Source organism: Aureimonas sp. SK2, assembly GCF_029813115.1.
In the GTDB taxonomy this organism is placed as follows: Bacteria; Pseudomonadota; Alphaproteobacteria; order Rhizobiales; family Rhizobiaceae; genus Aureimonas.
Genome location: NZ_JAPZDS010000004.1, coordinates 100,522 through 115,349 on the forward strand (window position 1 = coordinate 100,522; position 14,828 = coordinate 115,349).

At 68.9% G+C, this 14,828-nt stretch carries 13 protein-coding genes, 1 tRNA gene, 1 pseudogene and 1 riboswitch; of the genes and pseudogenes, 5 read left to right on the forward strand and 10 right to left on the reverse strand.

Translation table 11 applies throughout. The features are described 5' to 3' along the window. Positions 1–8 precede the first annotated feature (8 nt). Positions 9–1,154: an osmoprotectant NAGGN system M42 family peptidase gene (locus O5O54_RS06770; RefSeq protein WP_279480036.1), complete on the forward strand. Its 1,146-nt coding sequence runs from the start codon at positions 9–11 to the stop codon at positions 1,152–1,154. A gap of 69 nt (positions 1,155–1,223) precedes the next feature. On the opposite strand, the gene O5O54_RS06775 is transcribed toward O5O54_RS06770, so the two are convergent. The 3 genes from O5O54_RS06775 to O5O54_RS06785 form a co-directional block, all read right to left on the reverse strand. Further along, positions 1,224–3,164 carry a methyl-accepting chemotaxis protein gene (locus O5O54_RS06775; protein ID WP_279480039.1) on the reverse strand — a complete coding sequence of 647 codons (1,941 nt, stop codon included), beginning with the start codon at positions 3,162–3,164 and terminating at the stop codon, positions 1,224–1,226. A 196-nt stretch (positions 3,165–3,360) separates the two neighbouring features. After that, positions 3,361–3,435: transfer RNA gene (locus O5O54_RS06780), tRNA-Gly, on the reverse strand. 47 nt (positions 3,436–3,482) lie between these two features. Beyond that, entirely contained in the window at positions 3,483–4,565 is a 1,083-nt protein-coding gene (locus tag O5O54_RS06785) for a 2'-deoxycytidine 5'-triphosphate deaminase (protein WP_279480041.1), read from the reverse strand. 91 nt (positions 4,566–4,656) lie between these two features. Beyond that, a riboswitch (SAM riboswitch) is annotated at positions 4,657–4,732 on the forward strand. A gap of 53 nt (positions 4,733–4,785) precedes the next feature. On the opposite strand from O5O54_RS06785, the gene O5O54_RS06790 reads away from it, so the two are divergent. The 4 genes and pseudogenes from O5O54_RS06790 to O5O54_RS06800 form a co-directional block, all read left to right on the forward strand. After that, complete coding sequence (locus O5O54_RS06790; RefSeq protein WP_279480045.1) at positions 4,786–5,982, forward strand: O-succinylhomoserine sulfhydrylase; 1,197 nt, start codon at positions 4,786–4,788, stop codon at positions 5,980–5,982. Positions 5,983–6,061: 79 nt separating this feature from the next. Beyond that, the gene (gene apaG, locus O5O54_RS06795) at positions 6,062–6,454 is read left to right on the forward strand and encodes a Co2+/Mg2+ efflux protein ApaG (RefSeq protein ID WP_279480047.1); all 393 of its coding nucleotides are present in this window, start codon (positions 6,062–6,064) and stop codon (positions 6,452–6,454) included. Between the two features lie 144 nt (positions 6,455–6,598). Next, on the forward strand, positions 6,599–6,955 hold the full coding sequence (locus O5O54_RS22345; RefSeq protein ID WP_347814872.1) for a hypothetical protein: 357 nt from the start codon (positions 6,599–6,601) through the stop codon (positions 6,953–6,955). A gap of 12 nt (positions 6,956–6,967) precedes the next feature. Continuing rightward, a pseudogene (locus tag O5O54_RS06800) lies at positions 6,968–8,080 on the forward strand (SLC13 family permease); the annotation flags it as partial. Positions 8,081–8,084: 4 nt separating this feature from the next. Here O5O54_RS06800 and deoA read toward each other — a convergent pair. The 7 genes from deoA to O5O54_RS06835 are packed head-to-tail and all read right to left on the reverse strand — an operon-like array spanning position 8,085 to position 14,696. After that, positions 8,085–9,392, reverse strand: a complete 1,308-nt coding sequence (deoA, locus tag O5O54_RS06805) for a thymidine phosphorylase (RefSeq protein WP_279480049.1) — start codon at positions 9,390–9,392, stop codon at positions 8,085–8,087. Beyond that, positions 9,392–10,192, reverse strand: coding sequence for a purine-nucleoside phosphorylase (locus O5O54_RS06810; protein ID WP_279480051.1), 801 nt, complete (start codon positions 10,190–10,192; stop codon positions 9,392–9,394). Before O5O54_RS06810 ends, deoA begins: the two co-directional genes overlap by 1 nt. Then, entirely contained in the window at positions 10,189–10,584 is a 396-nt protein-coding gene (locus O5O54_RS06815) for a cytidine deaminase (protein ID WP_279480052.1), read from the reverse strand. The genes O5O54_RS06810 and O5O54_RS06815 overlap by 4 nt, the downstream gene beginning before the upstream one ends. A 32-nt stretch (positions 10,585–10,616) precedes the next feature. Continuing rightward, complete coding sequence (locus tag O5O54_RS06820; protein ID WP_279480053.1) at positions 10,617–11,585, reverse strand: ABC transporter permease; 969 nt, start codon at positions 11,583–11,585, stop codon at positions 10,617–10,619. Beyond that, the gene (locus tag O5O54_RS06825) at positions 11,585–12,724 is read right to left on the reverse strand and encodes an ABC transporter permease (RefSeq protein ID WP_279480055.1); all 1,140 of its coding nucleotides are present in this window, start codon (positions 12,722–12,724) and stop codon (positions 11,585–11,587) included. Before O5O54_RS06825 ends, O5O54_RS06820 begins: the two co-directional genes overlap by 1 nt. Beyond that, positions 12,721–13,170, reverse strand: coding sequence for a VOC family protein (locus O5O54_RS06830; RefSeq protein WP_279480058.1), 450 nt, complete (start codon positions 13,168–13,170; stop codon positions 12,721–12,723). The genes O5O54_RS06825 and O5O54_RS06830 overlap by 4 nt, the downstream gene beginning before the upstream one ends. Next, positions 13,167–14,696 (reverse strand): ABC transporter ATP-binding protein, encoded by a 1,530-nt coding sequence (locus O5O54_RS06835; protein WP_279480060.1) that lies wholly within the window; start codon positions 14,694–14,696, stop codon positions 13,167–13,169. Before O5O54_RS06835 ends, O5O54_RS06830 begins: the two co-directional genes overlap by 4 nt. Positions 14,697–14,828 lie beyond the last annotated feature (132 nt).

Sequence of the window (14,828 nt, forward strand, 5' to 3'; positions counted from 1 at the left end):
CAGGACCCATGGCCCGCCACACGATCGACACCGACTACCTCCTCGCCCAGCTCCATGCGCTCCTCCACATCCCGAGTCCGACCGGCTACACGGATTCGGTGGTGCGCCATGTCAGCGAGGAGCTGCAGCGGCTGGGGCTGGAGGTCGAGTTGACGCGGCGCGGGGCTATCCGGGCGGTGCGCCAGGGCAGCCGCCGGGCGGCGGCGCGCGCCATCGTCAGCCATGTCGATACGCTCGGCGCCCAGGTGAAGATGATCAAGGCGAACGGCCGGCTGGAGCTCGTGCCGATCGGCCACTGGTCGGCGCGCTTCGCGGAAGGCGCGCGGGCCACGGTGATGGCCGAGGACAAGACCTTCCGCGGCACGATCCTACCGCTGAAGGCCTCCGGCCATACGTTCAACGAGGAGGTGGACACCGCCCCCGTCGGCTGGCCCCATGTCGAACTGCGCATCGACGACCACACCCGCAGCCAGGAGGACACGCTGAAGCTCGGCATCGACGTCGGCGACACGGTGGCGATCGATCCGCAGCCCGAGTTCCTGGACAACGGCTTCATCGTCTCGCGCCATCTCGACGACAAGGCGGGCGTCGCCGTGATGCTCGCCACGATCGAAGCGCTGGAGCGCGAGAAGTCCGTCACGCCCGTCGACACGCACTGGCTCTTCACCATCGCGGAGGAAGTGGGCGTCGGCGCGGCCTCGATCCTGACGCCGGAGGTCGCTTCCATGGTGGCGGTCGACAACGGCACATCGGCGCCGGGACAGAACTCGGCCGAGTTCGGCGTGACGGTCGCCATGGCCGACCAGACCGGCCCTTTCGACTACCACCTGACACGCAAGCTCGTGCGGCTTTGCCGCGAGGAGGACATCCGCTTCCAGAAGGACGTCTTCCGCTACTACCGCTCGGATTCCGCCTCGGCGGTTGTGGCCGGCCACGACGTGCGCACCGCGCTCGTCACCTTCGGCGTCGATGCCTCGCACGGATGGGAGCGCATCCACATCCACGCCCTTCGCTCGCTGGCCGAACTCCTGTCCGCCTATGCCGTCTCGCCGCTGGAGATCGAGCGCGACATGAAGCTGCGCGGCGGCCTCGAAGGCTTTACCAGCCAGCCCGCGGTGGAAGCCGGGCTCGGTTTCGAGGGCGAAGGCGCCTGAAACGCCGAACCGCCGCGCCCCTTTCGAGGCGCGGTGGCAAACGATTGCAGAGATTGCAGACTTTGGGTTTCAGAACTCTTCCCAGCTGTCCTCGGCTTGGGCGGCTTTCGGCGCCGCGCCGCCACGACCGGTGGACCGCATCTGCGGTACGGGGCGCGCGGGGGCGTGAGCCGCGGCGGCCGGGCGCCCCGGAGCCGTCCGGGCCTTTGCGGGCGAGCGGGCCGCGCCCGCCGCCGATCCGCCAGTGGCAAAGCGCGAGACGAGCCCGGCCAGCGCCTCCGTCTCCCCCGACAGGCCTTGCGCGGCGGCCGTCGTCTCCTCGACCATGGCCGCGTTCTGCTGCGTGACCTTGTCCATCTGATCGGCGGCCGTCGACACTTCCTTCAACGACACCGCCTGCTCGCGCGCCGCGTCCGCCATCTCCGCGATCGCCTGCGCCACTCCGCCGACCTGGGTCACGATCGCCTCCAGGCTCCGGCCGGACGCCGTCACCAGCTCCACCCCCGACGACACCTGGTCGCCGGACGCCTGGATCAACGCCTTGATCTCCTTGGCAGCCTCCGCCGAGCGCTGGGCGAGCCCGCGCACCTCCTGCGCCACCACCGCAAAGCCCCGGCCGGCTTCCCCGGCCCGCGCGGCCTCGACGCCCGCGTTCAGCGCCAGGAGGTTGGTCTGGAAGGCGATCTCGTCGATGACGCCGATGATGTTGCCGATGCGCTGGGAGGAGGCCTCGATCTCGCTCATGGCCGAGACGGCACGCGCCACGACCTCGCCGCCGCGCTCGGCCTCGCGGCAGGCGGTGGCGGCGGACTGGCGGGCGGCGTCGGCGCGCGCGGCCGTGTCGCCGACGCCGCGCGTCACCTCGCCGAGCGCCGCGACGGTCTCTTCAAGGCTTGCCGCCTGCTGCTCGGTGCGCTGGGAGAGGTCGCCGGCGGCCACCGTGATCTCGGACAGGCCCGATCGCATGGCGCCGACGGCGGAGACGACCTGTCCGATCGTGTCCTCGAGCTGGGCGACGGACTGGTTGAACTGGGCGCGAATGGGCTCGAACTCGGGCGCGACAGCCCGGTCCATGCGGGCCGTCAGATCCCCCGCGGCGAGCCTGGTGAAGCCGGCCTCGACGGCATGGACGAAGGCGCGCAGGTCCTCCGCCTTGGCGCTGTCGATCGCCGACTGGCGGTCGCGCTGCTCGCTCTGGGCACGGCGCGCGGCGTCGGCTTCGGCCGCGAGGCGCGCCTGTTCGATGCGCGCCTGTCGCAGTTCCTCGACCGACCGGGCGATACGGCCGATCTCGTCGCCGCGGTTCATGCCGCCGACCGGGCGCTCGGTGCGGCCGGCCGCGACGTCGGCGATCGTCTCGATCAGCGGCTTGAGGGGCGCCATCAAGCGGCGCGTCGCAACAAGGAAGCCGAGGCCGATCAGAAGCGCCGCGCCGACGCAGATCGCGATCAGCTTGGACTGGACGCTCGCGATGGAAGCCAGGAACTCCGCCTGCGGAATGCCGACATAGAGGACGCCGATCACCTCGCCGGCGGGATTGCGGATCGGGTCGTAGGCGGTGAAGAACGGCGTGCCGAGAATGTCGGCTTGCCCGCGGAACGGCTTGCCCGCCTTCAGAACCGCGTCGTAGACGGGACCGGGCGCAAGCTGCGTCCCAACCGCCCGTGTGCCGTCGGGCTTCTTGACGTTGGTCGCGATGCGCTTGTCGCCCAGGAAAATCGTTGCGGTGCCACCGACGAGACCCTTGATGCGATCCACGGCCTCGCTGAAATCGTTCAGCGCCGTCGCGTCGGCGTAGAGCACATCGCCCTTGCGGCTGAAGACCTTGCCGTAGGAGGCCAGGACATCCCAGGCGACCCGCATGTTCACTTCCTGGCGCTCGCCCGCACGCTGCACGGCGTCGGCCTTGAGGAGCGCGGTGCCCGAAACGCTGACGACCACGGTCACCAGCAGGAGGCTCATCGCCAACATCGCGGTCAGCTTGACCGGAAGCGACAGTCTACGAAACATCTTGGATCATCCCCACGACACAGACGGGTATGATCGCACTCTGGAGTTGCTACAATTCTAATGGACCATGCAGCTCCTATGTCAGGAACGCACAAGATCAACCGCAGGGGATCACAATTTCTTGCGAATCCGAGCGCAGCCCGACGCCGCAATGCGGATGCCCGAGCTGCAGATGAGTTTGGAAATCCGGCAGGGGTGGAGCGGGCGATGGGGATCGAACCCACGACATCCAGCTTGGGAAGCTGGCGTTCTACCGCTGAACTACGCCCGCGCTCGTGACGGACACTGCCCGCAAGCCCTGGGGCCGTCAAGCGCCGTTCAGGCGAAATGCTTGGAGAGTTTGAGCCCTTGCGCCTGGTAGTTGGACTTCAGGTCCGCGCCGTAGAGCCGGTCGGGAAGACCGGACATGCGCTCGTAGACGAGGCGACCGACGATCTGGCCGTCCTCCAGGATGAAAGGCACGTCGTGGCTGCGCACCTCCAGCACGGCGCGGCTCCCGGACCCGCCGGCCGCGGAATGGCCGAAGCCGGGATCGAAGAAGCCGGCGTAATGGACGCGGAACTCGCCGACCAGCGGGTCGAACGGCGTCATTTCCGCCGCATAGGCCGGCGGGACATGGACCGCTTCCTTGGAGACGAGGATGTAGAACTCGTCGGGGTCGAGCACCAGTTCGCCGACCGCACCGCGTCGGATCGGCTCCCAGAAGTCGAGCATGGCCAGCGCGCCGCGCCGATCGACGTCGACGACGCCGGTGTGCCGCTTGCCGCGATAGCCGACGAGGCCGGTCTCGTCGCCGGCGAGGTCGATCGACAGGGCGATGCCGCCGCCCGAGATGTTGGCGTCGGATGCGCTGGTCAGACGTTCGGCATGGTGCAGGGCGGCCAGTTCCCCTTCGGCCAGCGACACGTCGCCGGTGCGGAAGCGGATCTGCGTCAGGCGCGAGCCGGGGCGCACCACGATCGGAAAGGTGCGCGGGCTGATCTCGAGATAGAGCGGCCCCTGGTAGCCGGCCGGGATCTTGTCGAACTCCTGCGCACCGTCGGCAAGGACGCGAGTGAAGATGTCGAGCCGGCCGGTGGAACTCTTCGGATTGGTGGCCGCACGGATCTCCGACGGCAGGTCCAGCCCTTCCTGAAGAGGCACGACATAGACGCAGCCGGTTTCCAGGACCGCCCCGCCCGCCAGGTCGATCTCGTGCATGGACAGGCGGCTCAGCTTGGCCGCCACCGGGTTGCCCCGACCGGGCAGGAAGCTCGCGCGCACCCGGTAGGCCTTGGCGCCCAGCCGCAGGTCGAGGCTCGCCGGCTGGACCTGATCGGCGTCGAACGGGCGCTCGCAGGGGATGCGCCCCTCGGCGGACAGACGCGCGATGTCGCGATCGGGAAGGATGCCGGCGGCCATGAACTCAACTCCAAGCTGGCACAGGCGTTAGCAGGCCGCGCGAGGCTTGGAAACGGGCGATTGATTTCGGCCGGCGTTAGGATTAAGGCTCGCAGCCGTTCGTGGTGATTTGCCGGCCGGCTTGCAGCCACGTAAAACAAGTCGCTAAAGGCCGTTTCGCGTTGTTCCGAGCGGCCTTATCGCGTTTGTTCTCTCGATAAGCCGGCCCCGGAGACATCCCATGCTGAAGAAGAACGATGCGCCCCGAGCCCTGCGACCGGCGACCGCCATGGTCCACGGCGGCACGATGCGCTCCGGCTTCGGCGAGACGTCCGAGGCGCTGTTTCTGACGCAAGGCTTCGTCTATCCGAGCGCCGAAGCCGCCGAGGCCCGCTTCAAGGGCGACGAGCCGGGCTTCGTCTATTCGCGCTACGCCAACCCGACGACGCGCATGTTCGAGGAGCGGATGATGGCGCTGGAAGGCGCCGAGGACGCGCGCGCCACGGCGTCGGGCATGGCCGCCGTCTCGGCGGCGCTCCAGTGTTCTGTCAAGGCGGGCGACCACGTGGTCGCCGCGCGCGCCCTGTTCGGGTCCTGCCGCTACATCATCGAGACCGTGCTCGGCCGTGCGGGCGTCGCCTGCACGCTGGTGGACGGGCGCGACCTCGCGCAGTGGAAGGCCGCCGTGCGGCCCGAAACCAGGCTCTTCTTCCTGGAGAGCCCGACCAACCCGACGCTGGAAGTGATCGACATCCGCGCCGTCGCCGACATCGCCCACGAGGCGGGCGCCCGGCTGATCGTCGACAACGTGTTCGCGACGCCGATGCAGCAGAAGCCGCTGGAGCTCGGCGCCGACGTCGTCGTCTATTCCGCCACCAAGCATATTGACGGCCAGGGCCGGTGCCTTGGCGGCGTCATCCTGTCCGACGCCCAATGGATCGCCGAGGAGCTGCAGGATTTCTTCCGCCACACCGGCCCCTCGCTCTCGCCGTTCAACGCCTGGTGCCTGCTGAAGGGCCTGGAGACGCTGCCGCTGCGCGTCGCGCAGCAGACGGCCAACGCCGCCAAGGTCGCCGACGCGCTGGCCGCCTCGCCCAAGGTCGGTCGCGTCATCTATCCCGGCCGCGCCGACCATCCGGACGCGGCCGTGATCGCTCGCCAGATGAAGGGCGGTTCGACGCTGCTGGCGATCGACCTCGAAGGCGGCAAGGAGACGGCCTTCCGCTTCTCCAACGCCCTGGAGATCATCAAGATCTCCAACAATCTCGGCGACGCCAAGAGCCTGATCACCCATCCCGCCACCACGACGCACAAGAGCCTGACCGACGAGGCGCGCGCCGAACTCGGCATCGGCCCGGGCCTCCTGCGCATGTCGGTCGGCATCGAGGACGCGGACGACCTCGTGGACGACGTGTCCCGAGCGCTCGACGCGATCTGAGCCCTCATCTCGGTTTCGCCGCATTCCTCTGCGGATTGCGGCGTTCCGACGCCTTGGACGCCCGAACGCACCCGCCGCCATGTATCAGGCCACGACGCGCCACATCACCGTGAGGGTCACGCCCTCCTATCTCAGCGAGCAGTCCGACCCGCATGCCGGGCAATGGGTCTTCGCCTACCGCGTGGAGATCGAGAACGGTTCGCGCGAGACGGTGCAGCTCCGCGCGCGGCGCTGGCTGATCACCGACGCGCGCGGGCGCCAGGAGGTCGTGGAAGGGCCGGGCGTCGTCGGCGAGGAGCCGATCCTGGAGCCCGGCGACAGCTTCACCTACACGTCCGGCTGCCCGCTTCCGACCCCGTCGGGCATCATGCGCGGGCATTACCGCATGCAGTCGATCGACGGCAGCCTGTTCGAGGTGGAGATCCCCGCCTTCTCGCTCGACGCTCCGGCCGACCGGCGCGTCCTGAACTGACGATTAGGCGCGACCGCGCCGCCGGCCTCACGGCGCCTCCCCTCGCTGATCCGAGAATCCGAGGAACATTTTCGCGATCTCGACCTCTGAGCCTTGAATACGGAGCCAGCCAAACATTCTAGAAGGGATGGGAGGGCTCCTTGGATGACGACTATCGGCGCTGCGGCAAAGGAAACAGGCAAGGACGACGCCTCGCCCGCCTATACGAACACAATGCTGTTCGGACTCGTGGCCGGACCCGCGCTCGGCCTTCTCCTCTACGCCCTCATACCCGGCGACAGTCTCGGCTACGAAGGGCGAGCGGTTCTCGCCGCGACGGCGGTGATGGCGGTCTACTGGATCACCGAAGCCCTGCCGCTGCCCGCCACCGCGCTGATCCCGCTCTTCCTCCTGCCGATCATCGGTGCGGCGCCGATCGACGCCATCGCTCCCGCCTACGCCAACCCCGTCATCTTCATGTATATGGGCGGCTTCGTGCTGGCGCTCGCCATCGAGAAATGAGGTCTTCACCGGCGCATCGCGCTGATGATCATCAACGCCGTCGGCACAGCGCATCGGCGGATCGTGCTGGGCGTCATGCTGGCCACCGGCCTTCTCACCCTCTTCATCTCCAATGCCGCGACCGCCCTCATGATGCTGCCGGTGGCTCTCGCACTGATTTCCGAGATGCGCGAGAAGGCGCTTCTGGACGAGAGCGACGCCAGGCGTTTCGCCAAGTGCCTGTTGCTCGCGGTGGCCTACACGGCGACGATCGGCGGACTGGCGACCCTCGTCGCCGCCGTGCCCAACGCGCTTCTGGCCGCGATCGCGCGCGAGGAGCTCGGACGCACCGTCACCTTCGCGCAGTGGCTTCTGTTCGCCGGCCCCCTCGCACTGATCATGCTCGGCTTCCTCTACGTCTACCTCACGCGCATCGCCTTCCGGATCGAGGGCAAGGGCTCGACGGGACGATCGGTCGACTTCGTGCGCGAGGAGCTTGCCAAGCTCGGCCCCATCGGCATGGAGGAGAAGATCGTGGGCGCGGTGTTCCTTGCCACCGCCTTTCTCTGGATCTTCAAGTCGGCCATCGGACTCGGCTTCCTGCACGACGCGACGATCTCGATGCTGGCGACGGTGTCGCTCTTCGCCCTGCCCTCTCGCGACCCTAACGGTCGAATTCTCGACTGGAAGGACATGCGCAAGCTCCCGTGGGGCATCCTTCTCCTATTCGGAGGCGGCCTGGCGCTTGCGGTGAGCTTCTCGGCCGCAGGGGTCAACGACTGGATCGCCGTCTCGCTGGCGGTGCTCGAACGCTATCAGACCTTTCTGGTGATCGGGCTCCTGACGGTGATCGTGCTGGCGATGACCGAAATCCTGTCCAACACGGCGGTGTCCAACCTCGTGCTGCCCCTCTGCATCGGGCTCGGGGCTGCCGTGGGCATGGACCCGCTGCCGCTGATGGCCGCCACGGCGCTGGCGGCCGGGTCGTGCTACATGCTGCCGGTCGCGACGCCCCCGAACACCGCGGTCTTCAGCTCCGGCGAGTTGTCCGTCGCCGACATGGCCAAGGCCGGCGTCTGGCTGAACGTCCTGTCGGTGATCCTGATCACCCTGGCGGTCTATTATTGGCTGCCCGTCGTCATGTAGGCGTTCAGCCGAAGCGCTCGATCACCGGCGACGCCGGCTCGACACTCTCGCCCAGGCGCATGGCCGAGCGCACGCGCGCCTCCGCGCAATCCGCCGCCGCCTGGCTGCGAGCGTGGATCAAGCAGAGCGGCTCGCCCGGCCGGATGCTCGTTCCGAGCGGCGCGATCGCCGCAAGCCCGACTGCCGGATCGACGGGATCGCCGGGCAGGGTGCGCCCGCCGCCAAGCTCCACGACCGCGAGCCCCAGCGCACGCGTGTCGATCGCCGCAAGGACGCCCGCTTCCGCCGCCTCGACCGCTCGAACGACGGGCGCGGTGGGCAGGGAGCGGCCGGGATTGTCCACGAGATCCGCCGGCCCGCCGAGCAGCGCCACCATCCGCGCGAAGCGCTCCGCCGCCCGACCCTCGGCGAGCGCCGTCTGTGCCGCCGCCTTCCCCTCGACCGCCGTCCGCGCAAGGCCGCCGGCCGCGAGGGCTTCACCGGCCAGCGCCAGCGTCACGTCTTCCAGGCGCGCATCGCGCCGCTCGCCGGTGAGGAAGCGGATGGCGTTGGCGACTTCCAGCGCGTTGCCGGCATCGCGGGCCAGCGGCTCGTCCATCCCGGTGAGGAGCGCCGTGCAACGCAAGCCCGCTCCTTTGGCGACGTCGACCAATGCGCGCATCAGTGCCCGTGCGTCGTCGGCTTCGGCCATGAAGGCGCCGGAGCCCGTCTTTACGTCGAGTACCAGCGTACCGATGCCCGATGCGAGCTTCTTGGACAAGATGGAGGCGGTGATCAGCGGGATCGATTCCACCGTCGCCGTGATGTCGCGAACGGCGTAGATGCGCCCGTCCGCGGGCGCGAGGCGCCGGCTCGGGCCGACGATGGCGCAGCCGGCCTCGCGTACCGCGCGGCGCAGCGTCTCGCTGTCCGGCGTCACCTGATAGCCGGGGATGGATTCCAGCTTGTCCAGCGTGCCGCCGGTATGGCCGAGGCCGCGCCCCGAGATCATGGGGATGTAGGCGCCGCAGGCGGACAGGATCGGTGCGAGCATGAGGGAGACGTTGTCGCCGACGCCGCCGGTGGAGTGCTTGTCGAGGACCGGACCCGGCAGATCCGACCAGTCCAGCACCTCGCCGGAATCGCGCATGGCCAACGTCAGCGCGACCGTCTCCGCCTTATCCATGCCGCGCAGGAAGACGGCCATCGCGAAGGCGGCGATCTGGCCTTCGCCGACGCGCCCCTCGGCCACGCCCGCGATGAAATCCGCGATCTCCGCGCCGGAAAGCGCATGCCCGTCGCGCTTCCGCCGGATGATCTCCTGGGGCAGCATCAGGCGGCGATGTCCGGCAGGGCCTGCGTGAGGATGCGCGCGAGCCGGGCGCCGCCCAGCGGGGCGACCTCCTTGGTTTCCGCATGGCTCAACTCGTTGCCGGTGATGCCGGCGCCCATGTTGGTGATCACGGAGGCCGCGACGACACGAAGGCCGAGGAAGCGCGCGAGAATCGTCTCGGGGACGGTCGACATGCCCACGGCATCCGCTCCCAGGACCTTCGCCATGCGGATTTCGGCCGGCGTCTCGAAGGACGGGCCGGAGAACCAGAGGTAGACGCCCCGGTGCAGCGCCTCGCCCGCCTTGGCCGCCCCATTCAGCATGGCCCTGCGCAGGGCCTCGTCGTAGGCCGTGGTCATGCCGACGAAGCGCGCATCCGAAGGCTCGCCGATCAAAGGGTTGCGACCGGAAAACGCGATATGGTCCTCGATCAGCATGACCTCGCCCGGCTGGATGCCGGGATTGACCGATCCAGCGGCGTTGGTCAGCATCAGGATCTCGATGCCGACTGCCTTCAACGCCTCCAGCGCCGGGCGCATCGCGGCCGGATCGCCGGATTCGTAGTAGTGGATGCGTCCCGACAGGATCACGACCTCGACGCCGGCGAGATGCCCGATCACCACCTCGCCCGCATGGCCGCTGACGGCCGAGACCGGCATGCCGGGCAGCGCGGCATAGGGAATGCGCTTCGGGTCGGCCACCGCCCCCACCAGCGCGCCAAGGCCCGAGCCGAGCACCAGCGCGACGCGGGGCGCGCGGGCGCCGAGATGCGAGCGGAGTGCTTCGGCCAGCTCGCTCATCGGACGGCGTCCTTCGGGAAGGCCTTCGGCAGAAGCTCGTCCATCAGCACGGTCTCGACCACACCCTCGGTCGCATCGCACAGGAAGACGCGGGTCTCGGGCCGAGCGAACTCGGCGATGCGCTGGCGGCAGCCGCCGCAAGGCGAACAGGCGCGCAGGCGCTCCGCCACCACCGCGATCTCGGCGATCTTGCCGCCGCCGTCCATCACCATGTGGGCGATGGCCGTCGTCTCGGCGCACCAGCCCTCGGGGAAGCTCACGACCTCGATGTTGCAGCCCGCATAGATGCGCCCATCCTCCGTGCGCAGCGCGGCTCCGACCGGGAAGTTGGAATAGGGTGCGTGGCACTTCTTCATCGCCGCGCGGGCCTTGAGGAAGAGGTCTTCGGACATGAGGAACCTTGGGCGTTCGAGGATGGGCGCTGTCAGCGCTCTTTCACGTAAGGGACGCCGCCGGCCTTCGGCGGACGCGACTTGCCGACGAAGCCGGCCAAGAGGATCACCGTCAGGATATAGGGCAGCGCCTGGACGAACTGTGGCGGGATCTGCCCGATGCCGGGCAGCGGCGTCGTCTGGAGGCGGATCGAGGCGGCGTCGAGGAAGCCGAACAGGAGGCAGGCGAGAAGCGTCGGCACCGGCTTCCAGTTGGCGAAGATCAGGGCGGCGAGCGCGATATAGCCGCGCCCCGCCGTCATCTCGCGCGTGAAGCCTGCCGACTGGGCCATGGCGAGATAGGTGCCCGCGAGCCCCGTCAGCACGCCGCAGATAATCACCGCGCGGTATCGCAGCCAGGCGACGGAAATGCCAGCTGTGTCCACGGCGCCGGGATTCTCGCCGACGGCCCGCAGGCGAAGGCCGAAGCGGGTGCGGTAGAGCACCCACCAGGTGAATGGCACGGCCAGGAAGGCCAGCCAGACCAGGGCGTTCTGGCCGGACAGGAGGCCGGAATAGACGAAGCCGACCACCGGCACGTCGCGCAGCGCCTCCGCGCCCGGCAGCTCGATCCCGAGGAAGCGCTGGTCGGCCCCGAGCGGCGGGGTGACGCCGCCCTGCATGAACCAGGCGCTGCCGAGGATGATCGTGAGGCCCGAGGCGATGAAGTTGAGCGCGACGCCCGAGACGATCTGGTTGCCGCGATAGGTGATGGAGGCGAGGCCGTGGACGAGGGCGAAGAGGACGGCGACAGAGACGCCGGTCAGGAGGCCGAGGATCGCGGAGCCCGAGACGGCCGCGGCCGCGGCCGAGGCGAAGGCGCCGGCCAGCATCTTGCCCTCCAGCCCGATGTCGAAGACGCCGGACCGCTCGGAGTAGAGGCCCGCGAGCGCCGCGAAGATCAGCGGCGTCGATAGGCGGATGGTGGAATCGAGGAGATTGAGGAGACCGGCGAGATCCATCAGCGTGCCTCCCCGCCGGCCGGCTTCGGCCCGGTCTCGCGCAGGCGAAGGAAGCCGTACATCACGCCGACGCCCGGCCGCAGCATGTTTTCGAGCGCGCCCGCGAAGAGGATCACGAGCCCCTGAATGATGACGATCATGTCGCGCGAGATGGTCGGCATGTCGAAGGCGAGTTCGGCGCCGCCCTGGTAGAGCACGCCGAACAGTAGCGCGGCGGGAATGATGCCGGCCGGATGGCCCCGGCCCATCAGCGCGACGGCGATGCCGACGAACCCCGCGCCGGCCGGGAAGTTGAGCTGCAACCGGTACTGGTCGCCCATCACCGAATTCAGCGCCATGAGGCCCGCGAGACCACCGGAGATCAGCATGATGGTGACGACGAGCCGCGTCTCCTTCATGCCGGCATAGCGCGCGGCGGACGGCGAGAAGCCGAGGGTGCGGATCTCGTAGCCGAGGCGCGTGCGCCAGATCAGCACCCAGACCGCGACGGCCGCCAGAAGGGCCACGAAGAAGGTGACGTTGAGCGGCGCACCGCCGAGATTGGCGCCGAAGGCCTCGAACAAGGGTCCGAGCTTGGGCAGTTGGCCGCCGACGTCGAACTGGCGCGTCTCGGGCTGCATGGTCCCGAGCGGACGCAGGACGTTGACCAGGAGATAGACCATCAGCGCCGAGGCGATGAAGTTGAACATGATGGTGGTGATGACGACGTGGCTGCCGCGCTTGGCCTGGAGATAGCCCGGCAGGAAGGCCCAGGCTGCGCCCACGGCGAAGGCCGCGACCACGGCCAGCGGCAGGTTGATCCACCAGGGCAGGATCGAGCCGAGATTGAGCGCCACGAAGGCGACCCCGAGCCCGCCGACATAGGCCTGCCCCTCGCCGCCGATGTTGAACAGGCCGCCGTGGAAGGCGACCGCGACGGCGAGGCCCGTCAGGATGAAGTTGGTGGCATAGAACAGAGTGAAGCCGACGCCCTCGCCGTAGCCGAAGGCGCCGCGCAGCATGAGTTGCGCCGCTTCGATCGGGCTCTCGCCGACGGCCAGCACCACTAGCCCGGCCACCAGGAAGGCGACAACGACGTTGAGAAGCGGAATGACGCCGTGGTCGATCCAGGCGGGCAGCTTGGCATAGGGTCGGCTCATGCCGGCTCCTCGGAAGGCGGGGTCAGATCGATGCGGCCGGCCGCATCGAGCGGGAAGAAGGGGTTGTGGGCGAGTTCCCACAGATGACCGTCGGGATCGGCGAAATAGCCGGAATAGCCGCCCCAGAACACCTTGTGCGGCGGCTTGACCGGCTCGGCGCCCGCCGCGACGGCTTGCGCGAACAGCCGGTCGGTCTCCGCCTCGGACGGCAGGTTGATCGCGAGCGTGATGCCGCGAAAGCGCGGCAGGGGCTCGTGCGTCAGTCCGGCATCCCCGGCGAGGTCGCTTGCTCCGAAGAGCGAAAGGACGACCCCCTCCCCTTGCAGGAAGACGACCTTGTCGTTGCCCTGGTCGGTACGCGTCCAGCCGAGCGCCTCGTAGAAACGCGCGGCGCGCAGGAGGTCGGCCACGCCGAGCGTGACGAGCGGAATGCGCGCATCCTTCATTCGGCGGCCTCGCGGCGCGTCTCGCCCGCCATCAGGAGGCCGATCTCGCCCTCGTCCGCTTCCGGCCCGACCTCGCCGACGATGCGGCCGGCGAACATCACGAGGATGCGGTCGGCGAGCGAGCGGATCTCGTCGAGCTCGACCGAGACCAGGAGCACCGCCTTGCCCGCGTCGCGCATTTCGACCACGCGCCGGTGGATGAACTCGATGGCGCCGACATCGACGCCGCGCGTCGGCTGGCCGATCAGGAGCACCGCGGGATCGCGCTCCATCTCGCGCGCCAGCACGATCTTCTGCTGGTTGCCGCCGGAGAAGTTGGCGGTTTTCAGTTCGCAGGAGGGCGGGCGGATGTCGTAGGCCTCGATCTTCGCCTTGGCGTCATCGCGCATCGCCTTGACGTTCAGGAACGGGCCGGAGCCGAAGGCGGGATCGCGGTGATAGCCGAGGATCGCGTTTTCGCACTCCTGGAAGGGCAGGACGAGACCGACATGGTGCCGGTCCTCCGGCACGTGGGCGAGGCCTCGTGCGCGCATCTCGGCCGGATCGAGCGCCTCCGTCGGGTCCAGCGTCTCGCCTTGGAGGCGCATCGTGCCGCGCTCGGCACGGCGGATCCCTGAGAGCGCCTCCAGAAGCTCCGACTGACCGTTGCCGGCGACGCCCGCGATGCCGACGATCTCGCCGGCCCGCACGCTGAACGTGACGTCGTCCACCATGGCGACGCCGCGCGAATCGCGCACCGACAGACCCTCGACCTCCAGCAGCGGGGCACCCGGCGCGGCCGGCTTCTTGTCCACCCGCAGGAGGACGCGTCGGCCGACCATCAGCTCGGCGAGCTCGCCCGCGCTGGTCTCGCGCGTCGGGCGCGTCGCGACGATCTCGCCCCGGCGCATGACCGAGACGTTGTCGGTCACGTCCAGGATCTCGCGCAGCTTGTGGGTGATGAGGACGATCGTCTTGCCCTCGGACCGGAGCTGGCGGAGGACGGCGAAGAGCTGATCGGCCTCCGCGGGAGTGAGAACGCCCGTCGGCTCGTCGAGGATCAGGATCTCGGCGCCGCGATAGAGCGCCTTTAGGATCTCGACCCGCTGCTGGAGGCCGACCGGCAGCGTCTCGACCACCGCGTCCGGATCGATCGCCAGCCCGTGTTCCCTTTCGAGGCGCAGGAGTTCGGCCCGCGCGCGGCGGATGCCGGGCGACAGGAGGCCCGACTGCTCGGCGCCGAGCATGATGTTTTCCAGAACCGTGAACGGCTCCACCAGCATGAAGTGCTGGTGGACCATGCCGATGCCGGCGGCGATCGCCGCGTTGGAATCAGGGATCGCAATCGGCTTGCCGGCGACGCGGATCTCGCCTTCGTCGGCCTGATAGAAGCCGTAGAGGATCGACATCAGCGTCGACTTGCCGGCCCCGTTCTCGCCGACGATGCCGTGGATCGTGCCCTTTTCCACCACGAGATTGATGTCGCGGTTGGCGCGCACCGCGCCGAAACTTTTGGAGATGCCGATCAGCTCGATCGCAGAGGCCATGCCGATCCCGTCGCCCGTCTTACGTGTCCGTCAGATTATCGACGTGCGCGCCGAAGCGCCAGACGGGCCTGACCGCGCAAATAGGCCGCACGGGGCCTTGATCCACAGCCGGCGCTCGGCCCATGTGGGCCG

Excerpts from the sequence above, each read along its gene's own strand:
- O5O54_RS06770 (WP_279480036.1), top strand. The coding sequence starts at position 9 with ATGGCCCGCCACACGATCGACACCGACTACCTCCTCGCCCAGCTCCAT.
- O5O54_RS06775 (WP_279480039.1), bottom strand. The coding sequence starts at position 3,164 with ATGTTTCGTAGACTGTCGCTTCCGGTCAAGCTGACCGCGATGTTGGCG.
- O5O54_RS06785 (WP_279480041.1), bottom strand. The coding sequence starts at position 4,565 with ATGGCCGCCGGCATCCTTCCCGATCGCGACATCGCGCGTCTGTCCGCC.
- O5O54_RS06790 (WP_279480045.1), top strand. The coding sequence starts at position 4,786 with ATGCTGAAGAAGAACGATGCGCCCCGAGCCCTGCGACCGGCGACCGCC.
- apaG (WP_279480047.1), top strand. The coding sequence starts at position 6,062 with ATGTATCAGGCCACGACGCGCCACATCACCGTGAGGGTCACGCCCTCC.
- O5O54_RS22345 (WP_347814872.1), top strand. The coding sequence starts at position 6,599 with ATGACGACTATCGGCGCTGCGGCAAAGGAAACAGGCAAGGACGACGCC.
- deoA (WP_279480049.1), bottom strand. The coding sequence starts at position 9,392 with ATGCTGCCCCAGGAGATCATCCGGCGGAAGCGCGACGGGCATGCGCTT.
- O5O54_RS06810 (WP_279480051.1), bottom strand. The coding sequence starts at position 10,192 with ATGAGCGAGCTGGCCGAAGCACTCCGCTCGCATCTCGGCGCCCGCGCG.
- O5O54_RS06815 (WP_279480052.1), bottom strand. The coding sequence starts at position 10,584 with ATGTCCGAAGACCTCTTCCTCAAGGCCCGCGCGGCGATGAAGAAGTGC.
- O5O54_RS06820 (WP_279480053.1), bottom strand. The coding sequence starts at position 11,585 with ATGGATCTCGCCGGTCTCCTCAATCTCCTCGATTCCACCATCCGCCTA.
- O5O54_RS06825 (WP_279480055.1), bottom strand. The coding sequence starts at position 12,724 with ATGAGCCGACCCTATGCCAAGCTGCCCGCCTGGATCGACCACGGCGTC.
- O5O54_RS06830 (WP_279480058.1), bottom strand. The coding sequence starts at position 13,170 with ATGAAGGATGCGCGCATTCCGCTCGTCACGCTCGGCGTGGCCGACCTC.
- O5O54_RS06835 (WP_279480060.1), bottom strand. The coding sequence starts at position 14,696 with ATGGCCTCTGCGATCGAGCTGATCGGCATCTCCAAAAGTTTCGGCGCG.